Here is a 6,660-nt window from a genome sequence, read left to right on the forward strand (position 1 = left end):
GGTCCCATTCCGATGGTTCTCCCGCCTCCGGCCCGCTTCGCCCTTGGGCGCCTGGCCCTTCTCGTAACCCAGATAGTGGGTCATCTCCGCTCCCAGCACCCGCTCGTAGAGCCGCTTGGTCAGCTGCTCCATGATCCCCCCAGGACCCACCAGATCTTCCGGCTTCTGGTAGTCCTTCATCAGCTCTTCAATGATCGCCGCACTGATCCCAGGCTTCTTGCCTCCTCGGTCCTGCGCTTCCTGCTCGTTGTTCGTGGTCACTTCCCTTTCCATTTTCATCTCCTTCTACTTCGGTTGTGACCCACACACAAATTTTCGGATAGGCTCGCCCAGAGGCACCACCCTCCTGGATATGGTGCGCCTTCAGGACGCCATCGAGAAGGAGCTTGGCGTGCCTGTGGATGTACTGACCGAGTTTGATCTTCCCGCCATATTCCGCGACCAGGTCATTCAGGAGGCAAGGCCGTTATGAGCAAAGAACTGCGGGACCAGGATTACCTGGAGCACATTCAGGACGCCATCGGCAAGATTCGCTGCTACGTGGCCGGGAAGAGCGAAGCGAACTTCGCCGAACTACTCACGTCCGGCCCCGGCGAACCGCTGCGCCCCCCGCTTAACGCGTTTGTGCAATGAAATCATGAAATCAACACTCGAAGCCGCGCTCGCGGCTCTGCCGAAGGGGACAGAAGCATTGCTCGGCTGCTGCGCGTCGTGCGCCGAAGCGTCGTGGAGCGTCCGCGCCTCCGGATTCCCGCTGCCGCTCGCTGGCGACGGCGTGCCCGACTTACCGGGCTATCCGCCATGGATCCTGACGTGCTATTGCCAGGCGTATATGCGCAACGTAACGAGCTATTTTTGCGACCAGCAATCCGGCCTGGTACTAGCTCACCATGACGAGAACGAAGTGGTCATGCTTTGCGACTCTTGGAAGGACGACGGCGAAGAGGCCGACGCGCTAACACGGGAGAACGAGCGGCTGTCCTCGGCAATAGCCGAAGTCGAAGAGCGATTGGCGGAGGCCGCCGAGCAGAAAGCCGCATCCGAAGGGAAAGCCGCGCAGCTTTCGGAGGAACTCGCCGCCGCGCAAGCGGAAATCGGGCGAGAGCGAGCGGCGGCGGCGGCCGCGAGAGTTGAACTCGCAAAGTCGCAGCTTGGCTTAGAGTCTCTCCCAAAGCTCGAAGCCGATCTTTTAACTGTGCGGGCAGCGCTGGATGAAAAGCGGCAAGTAAGGATTCAGGCGGAGCAAGAGGCTGCCGTATTGAGAGAGCGGGCAGCGCAGATCGAGCAGCGGCTCGGGGATATGCTAGCCGAGCGGGAGCGGCGGAACGGAGCCGAGACCGGCCAGCAGCCCAGGCCGCAGCTGGAGGAGAAGGCGGAGGCGCGGTAAGTGTGACACTTGGGCGGGTAGCTCAAGGGCAGAGCGGGCGCCCTATAAGCGCCGGATCGGGGTTCGAATCCCCGCCCGCCTACCTGGCATGTGTTAAAAATACTGGCTTTTCTTAACACGTTAGGTCCGACGTGTAGAAGTTGCCTAAAATCGACATTTTTTGCCTCTTATCGGTCAATGTGTCCGATATATCCGACATTTTGCCACTGCTCAACGCCCCTGCTCTGGGAAAAGCGATTCGCGCCGAGCGTAAGATGCTCGGGCTCACGCAGGCCGAACTTGCCCAAACCATCGGATGCAAGCGGCAAACCATCGTGGCCTTGGAAGGAGGACGCAATGTCGGCGTTCATGTTCTCATGGCGACGCTGGCCGTCTTGGGCAAGGGACTCGCGATCCGAGCGATCGGGCGCATTGAGTACGAACAGTTGCGGGAGGTGTTTGACGATGAAGACGACGAAGAAGAAGAGTTTCCCGTCCGAGCGCCAGGCCGCCGAGCTCGAAGCAGGCGGTGCAAACGCTGATCAAACAGGCTAAGTTCTGGTCCTTTCGCCTGGCCGCAGTGCCTGCCGAATCTTCGGCATCTTCAAAACAAATCCGGGCAGCATCGGAGTCGTGATCGTGTCGTCGAAGTTGTGGACCGCAACTGGCTCCTCCGCGTTTTCCGCGAATCGGTAGATCCGCACCGTCTCCTGGTGGCGATCGAAGATCCAGTATTCCCGAAAGCCCGCCTCTCGCTAAATCTCCACCTTGTCCACGAGGTCGATCCGGCTGGTCGAAGGAGAGAGAATTTCGACCACCAAGGCCGGGATCACCGCCTTCTGGACGTTCGCCTCGACATCCAAGCGCTCTAACTGGTCGTTCGGAATGTAGCAGAGGCCTGGGACCACTCCTTCTCGGTCTCCGTCCATGATTCCAGGAAAGCAGAAGGCGATGTTGCGCTCGACGACACCGAAAGGATTCGGCTTCAAGTATGTCCAGATCTCCCGCCCTACCTCTCCGGCAAAGCTGCTGTTCCCGAAACTTTCCTCCGTCTTGACGTGATTACCGTGGATGAGTTCCCAATGTTCGCCTTCGGGAGTGGCAAGCCAATCCTTGACCGTGTGCGGGCCTAGAGTCGTCGTCGGCATGGAGTTCTCTTTACCTTGGTTTCGACCATACGCCGCCCTCTGCTACGCACCAAGCGCCGCCTCATTCTGCCGCCAAAGGAACCGTTTGTACTCATGTGAAGCCATGAAGAAATGAGTACATGCGATTGCCACTACATGTTGGGGTTCGCATGATTACATTCTAGAAAATCGCCGTCCGTTGTTGCTCGGGCGTGCGGTGCTTCGGGTGGTAGTGGCAAACTGGAAAGCCGAGGTAAAAGTATGAGAATCACCCTGCACAAAAATGCGACGACTACGCCGGCGATCCGCACGGCGATTCAACGGGCAACGGGCAGCGATTACGAGTTGGCGAGGCAGTTTCGCGTGACTCGGCAGACGATTCGCCGGTGGCGGAAGCGGGATTTCGTCTCGGACGCCAGCCACACGCCGCATCATCTTCCGACGACACTCAATGCGGGACAGGAAGAGCTGGTGATCTACTTGCGCACGCAGTTCCTGCTGCCGCTGGACGATCTGCTGGCCGTCATCCGCGAATTTATCGAACCCTCCATGACCCGCTCGGCCTTGGGTCGGCTCCTGCGGCGTCGAGGCCACTCCCGGTTGCCTCAACCGGAAACACCGGCCAATCCCACCAAACCCTTTAAAGTTTACCTGCCGGGCTATTTTCATGTGGACCTCAAATACCTGCCCCAGATGGCCGACGAGACTTCTCGTCGTTATGTCTTCGTCGCCATCGATCGAGCGACCCGTTGGGTCTTCCTGGCCGTCAAGCGGGCAAAGACCCCAGCAGCCGCCCGCAGCTTCCTCCACGCGCTGGCCAAAGCGGCACCCGTCAAAATCCAAACCATCCTCACCGATAACGGCAAGGAGTTCACCGATCGGGTCTTCGGCCAAGAACCCAAGGATGCCACCGGTTCCCATGAGTTCGATGCGCTCTGCCAAGCATTGGGAATCGAGCGCCGCCTGACCAAGCCGAAGTCGCCTCGCCCCGATGGCATGGTGGAGCGCTTCAACGGAAGACTGGCGCAGATCCTCCGTACTCATCACTTCCAAAGCTCCCTCGACCTGAAAACCACGCTCGACCGCTACGCCTGGCTCTACAACGAACACCTCCCTCAAAAATCGCTCAATCATCAAACCCCGCTTCAGGCCCTAAAAACATGGCAACAATCTCATCCGCAGCTCTTCCAAAAAACAGTACCTAATCATCCGGGACCTAACATACCCCCAGCTCCCGAGCAATCCGCTTAGTCCCACAACCCAGATCATGTAATGCCACCATCCGACCCACGTCCTCCGGCTCCAGCATCTCCTCCCTTCTGCTTAATCGCAGAAGACGATGCTATCTTTCTTTCCCATGGACACCTCCAGTTGCCGCCAGGGCGTCGATTCCTTGTGTCATCAGGGGATCATTTTTGGCTGCCGGCTGACAAGACGGGCATGCGCTACGAAAGCGGCTTCTTCACGTCTTGGCCGGTCATATGGTCCACCTAGCTCCAGCGGGTCTGCCGGAGGTTGATCTCGACACGCCCGCGTTGACGTTCACCCATGCGTTGGCTATACGTGTTTACACACACATGGATGGAAGGAGGGAACATGTCAAAAACCGCAAAGCGCACCGTGCAGCGGTGGGGGAACAGCCTCGCCGTGCGCATACCCGCCGCGGTGGCGCGTTCTGCGCATTTCGGCGTTGGGCAGCCCGTGGAGATCTCGCTCGCGGATCATGGGGTGCTCATCAAGCTCGCCGGTGGGCCAAGACTGACGCTTGCGCAGAAACTCGCCGCATTTGATCCCGCCAGTCACGGAGGCGAGGTAATGGCGACTCGCCCGGTCGGATCCGAGGCAATGTAATGGCGACTGGCTCGCGGTGGGTTCCGGCGCGCCGCGACATGATTTGGATCCATTGCAACCCGCAGTCTGGTCGCGAGATGAGGGATATGCACCCGTTAGTGGTGCTCTCGCCCAGAGAATTCAATGAGCTCACCGGAATTGTCATCGGACTACCGATGACGACGGCGTCCTACAATGACACCAACCCATTTGCGATTAAGTTCATAGGTCCCGGGGGAGCCGTCAGCTACATTCTTGCGCATCAACCCAAGTCATTCGATTGGCGAGCCCCCTCCGCAAAACCGCACTCTTGGGGGCAAGTCCCGGCGGAGCCGTTTGCCCTCGCTTGCGAGACATTGAATCAGATCATCGAAATCGGGACATAACTCCCTCCGCACGGGGCGATGCGCCCTTGGTCACGGCGCAAACGGAAGAAGAAGATGAAGTAGTGGATTACCAGGCTTTCCTTTCAATAGCTTCGACATCCACTAAAGCGACAGCGCTTCGAATACGTCAAATTCTGAACTATAAAAAGCTTGCCGAAGCGCTGTCGCTTTAGTGGCTAAAGGAGTGAAAAGCGGGTGATGTCAAGTCTTTTTTCTTTGTAAATGTCGAGGACATGTGAAACTGACCGCTCTGGTTACAAGCGATCTGACCGCTTGGGGTATTGGGGGGACGGCGGGCTCGTTAGGGCCTGCTTGCTCGCTGACCTGCTTTCCGGGCCTTTTCCCAGAGGCTTCGACCGCTGGCGTTACCCACAAACAGCCGCTACGGGCGCTTTCAGCTGAAGCAGTTGTTGGCGAGTGGCGATAACTCCCTTCTTACCGGCCCATGTTTGGGGAAAATCGACCATTTTGACGATGGCTCCAGGGTTGGGGAACGAACTTTCGCAAAATTGTAGTGCCACACTGTGAATACTTTTGTCGCATGCGCGTGTCCTTTTGTGCTTGCTAGGAACGATGGAGTACTGTAATGCTATTTAATGTTTCTGCGCACCCTGCGGTTGCGTCGGAAGGACGGGAGCGAGGCGGAGTATGTTCGGTTGGTGGAAAGCTACCGGGAAAAGGGACAGGTCAAGCAGCGGATTGTCGCGACTCTCGGCCGCAAGGATCTCTTGGCGCCCCACTTGGATCGGCTCGCGGAGCTGCTCGGCCGGAGCGCGCCGGCTTCTCGTAGGGCGCTTGAGCCTCAGGAATCCGCGGTTTGGGGTCCAATGCTTGTCGCCAGGCATCTCTGGGAGGAGCTGGGTCTGGAAGAGCTTTTGGAAGAGAAGAGGGGGAAGGGCAAAGGAATTGCTCTTGCGGAACGGGCCTTCGTCCTTGTGGCCAACCGGCTCATCTGCCCGGGAAGCGAGCACGCCTTGGCCCAGTGGCTGGAGACCGACTACGTTCCCGACGGGAAAGGAGAGAGGATCCGGCCGGTCTGGAAGCAGAACGGCCGAGTTCGGGTCGACCCCCGCTTCCTTTGGCCGTGGTACCGGACCCTTGACGAGCTCATCGGGCGGAAGCAGAGGATCGAGGAAGGGCTCTTTGCCCGGTTGCGGGATCTCTTCTGCCTCAAGCCCGAGATGGTCTTCTATGATTTGACTTCTTCCTATTTCGAAGGGGAAGGTCCGGAGGGTTTGGCCCAATACGGCTACAGCCGGGACCATCGGGAGGGAAACCGGCAGATCCTCTTGGGGGTCGTCATGGCCAATGGCTGGCCGATTGCCCACCATGTCTTCCGGGGCAATCGGCACGATTCGGAAACCGTTCTGCCGATCGTCGCCGACTTGGAGAAACGCTTCGGGTTGCGTCGGATCGTCTTCGTCGGGGACCGGGGGATGGTGAGCACGGCCAACTTGGGCTTCCTCTGGAGCCAGGGGCATGGATTTTTGGTCGGCTTACGCCGACGAAGGAACCCGGAGGTCTTGGAGTATATCCGCAAGGCCCAGAGCGGTTCCTGGCAGCCCTGCTCTCCGGAGGGGAAGGATCGGGTCTGCGAAGTCGAGGGAGCGCTTCCCGGCCAGCGGGTCTTCGTGGTCGAGAGTGCCGAGCGACTGGCCTACGAGCAGGCCATGCGGGAGAGGGACGTCGCGAAGGCCCGGGAAGAGCTGGGTAAACTCGCCAAGCGGATCGAAAAAGGAGAGCTTCGGAATCGGGAAGAGATCGGAGCCTCCGTCGCCCGGATCCTCTCTCTCCATCGCGGCCACCGCTACTTCCGCTGGAGTCTGCGGGCGGGCAAGCTCCAGGTCTCCGAAGAAACAGTGGAGACCGAAAAGCTTCTGGAGGGCAAGTATGTGATCCTCACCGAGGAAAAGGATCTCTCCCCGCTCGAGGCGGTCCGGGCCTACAAGGA

The 6,660-nt window shown here is 59.0% G+C and carries 7 protein-coding genes, 1 tRNA gene and 2 pseudogenes; 8 read left to right on the forward strand and 2 right to left on the reverse strand.

The features are described 5' to 3' along the window. Positions 1 to 279: pseudogene (locus tag A37A_RS20450) on the reverse strand (IS256 family transposase); the annotation flags it as partial. Between the two features lie 189 nt (positions 280 to 468). Here A37A_RS20450 and A37A_RS19890 point away from each other — a divergent pair. From A37A_RS19890 to A37A_RS15375, 4 genes are all read left to right on the forward strand, one after another. Next, on the forward strand, positions 469 to 633 hold the full coding sequence (locus A37A_RS19890) for a hypothetical protein (RefSeq protein ID WP_018290011.1): 165 nt from the start codon (positions 469 to 471) through the stop codon (positions 631 to 633). Positions 634 to 637: 4 nt separating this feature from the next. Beyond that, positions 638 to 1,387 carry a hypothetical protein gene (locus tag A37A_RS19895; protein ID WP_018290012.1) on the forward strand — a complete coding sequence of 250 codons (750 nt, stop codon included), beginning with the start codon at positions 638 to 640 and terminating at the stop codon, positions 1,385 to 1,387. Between the two features lie 11 nt (positions 1,388 to 1,398). Beyond that, positions 1,399 to 1,469, forward strand: a tRNA-Ile gene (locus A37A_RS0102755). 58 nt (positions 1,470 to 1,527) lie between these two features. Then, on the forward strand, positions 1,528 to 1,908 hold the full coding sequence (locus A37A_RS15375) for a helix-turn-helix transcriptional regulator (protein ID WP_231363741.1): 381 nt from the start codon (positions 1,528 to 1,530) through the stop codon (positions 1,906 to 1,908). Positions 1,909 to 1,917: 9 nt separating this feature from the next. Here A37A_RS15375 and A37A_RS0102770 read toward each other — a convergent pair. Continuing rightward, a pseudogene (locus A37A_RS0102770) lies at positions 1,918 to 2,514 on the reverse strand (Uma2 family endonuclease). Between the two features lie 240 nt (positions 2,515 to 2,754). On the opposite strand from A37A_RS0102770, the gene A37A_RS0102775 reads away from it, so the two are divergent. The 4 genes from A37A_RS0102775 to A37A_RS15380 all read left to right on the forward strand — a co-directional run. Beyond that, complete coding sequence (locus tag A37A_RS0102775) at positions 2,755 to 3,744, forward strand: IS481 family transposase (protein ID WP_018290016.1); 990 nt, start codon at positions 2,755 to 2,757, stop codon at positions 3,742 to 3,744. Between the two features lie 345 nt (positions 3,745 to 4,089). Continuing rightward, positions 4,090 to 4,344, forward strand: a complete 255-nt coding sequence (locus tag A37A_RS0102780) for an AbrB/MazE/SpoVT family DNA-binding domain-containing protein (protein WP_020493912.1) — start codon at positions 4,090 to 4,092, stop codon at positions 4,342 to 4,344. 38 nt (positions 4,345 to 4,382) lie between these two features. Next, entirely contained in the window at positions 4,383 to 4,709 is a 327-nt protein-coding gene (locus A37A_RS0102785) for a type II toxin-antitoxin system PemK/MazF family toxin (protein ID WP_255324901.1), read from the forward strand. Positions 4,710 to 5,305: 596 nt separating this feature from the next. Further along, positions 5,306 to 6,660: IS1634 family transposase (locus A37A_RS15380; RefSeq protein WP_018290019.1), on the forward strand; the 1,355-nt coding region annotated here is incomplete at its 3' end.

The sequence above is a fragment of the Verrucomicrobium sp. 3C genome (genome assembly GCF_000379365.1).
Classification (GTDB): domain Bacteria; phylum Verrucomicrobiota; class Verrucomicrobiia; order Methylacidiphilales; family Methylacidiphilaceae; genus Methylacidimicrobium.

What these genes read in the sequence shown, in the direction of transcription:
- A37A_RS19890 (WP_018290011.1), top strand. Translation starts at nt 469, where the DNA reads ATGAGCAAAGAACTGCGGGACCAGGATTACCTGGAGCACATTCAGGAC.
- A37A_RS19895 (WP_018290012.1), top strand. Translation starts at nt 638, where the DNA reads ATGAAATCAACACTCGAAGCCGCGCTCGCGGCTCTGCCGAAGGGGACA.
- A37A_RS0102775 (WP_018290016.1), top strand. Translation starts at nt 2,755, where the DNA reads ATGAGAATCACCCTGCACAAAAATGCGACGACTACGCCGGCGATCCGC.
- A37A_RS0102780 (WP_020493912.1), top strand. Translation starts at nt 4,090, where the DNA reads ATGTCAAAAACCGCAAAGCGCACCGTGCAGCGGTGGGGGAACAGCCTC.
- A37A_RS0102785 (WP_255324901.1), top strand. Translation starts at nt 4,383, where the DNA reads ATGATTTGGATCCATTGCAACCCGCAGTCTGGTCGCGAGATGAGGGAT.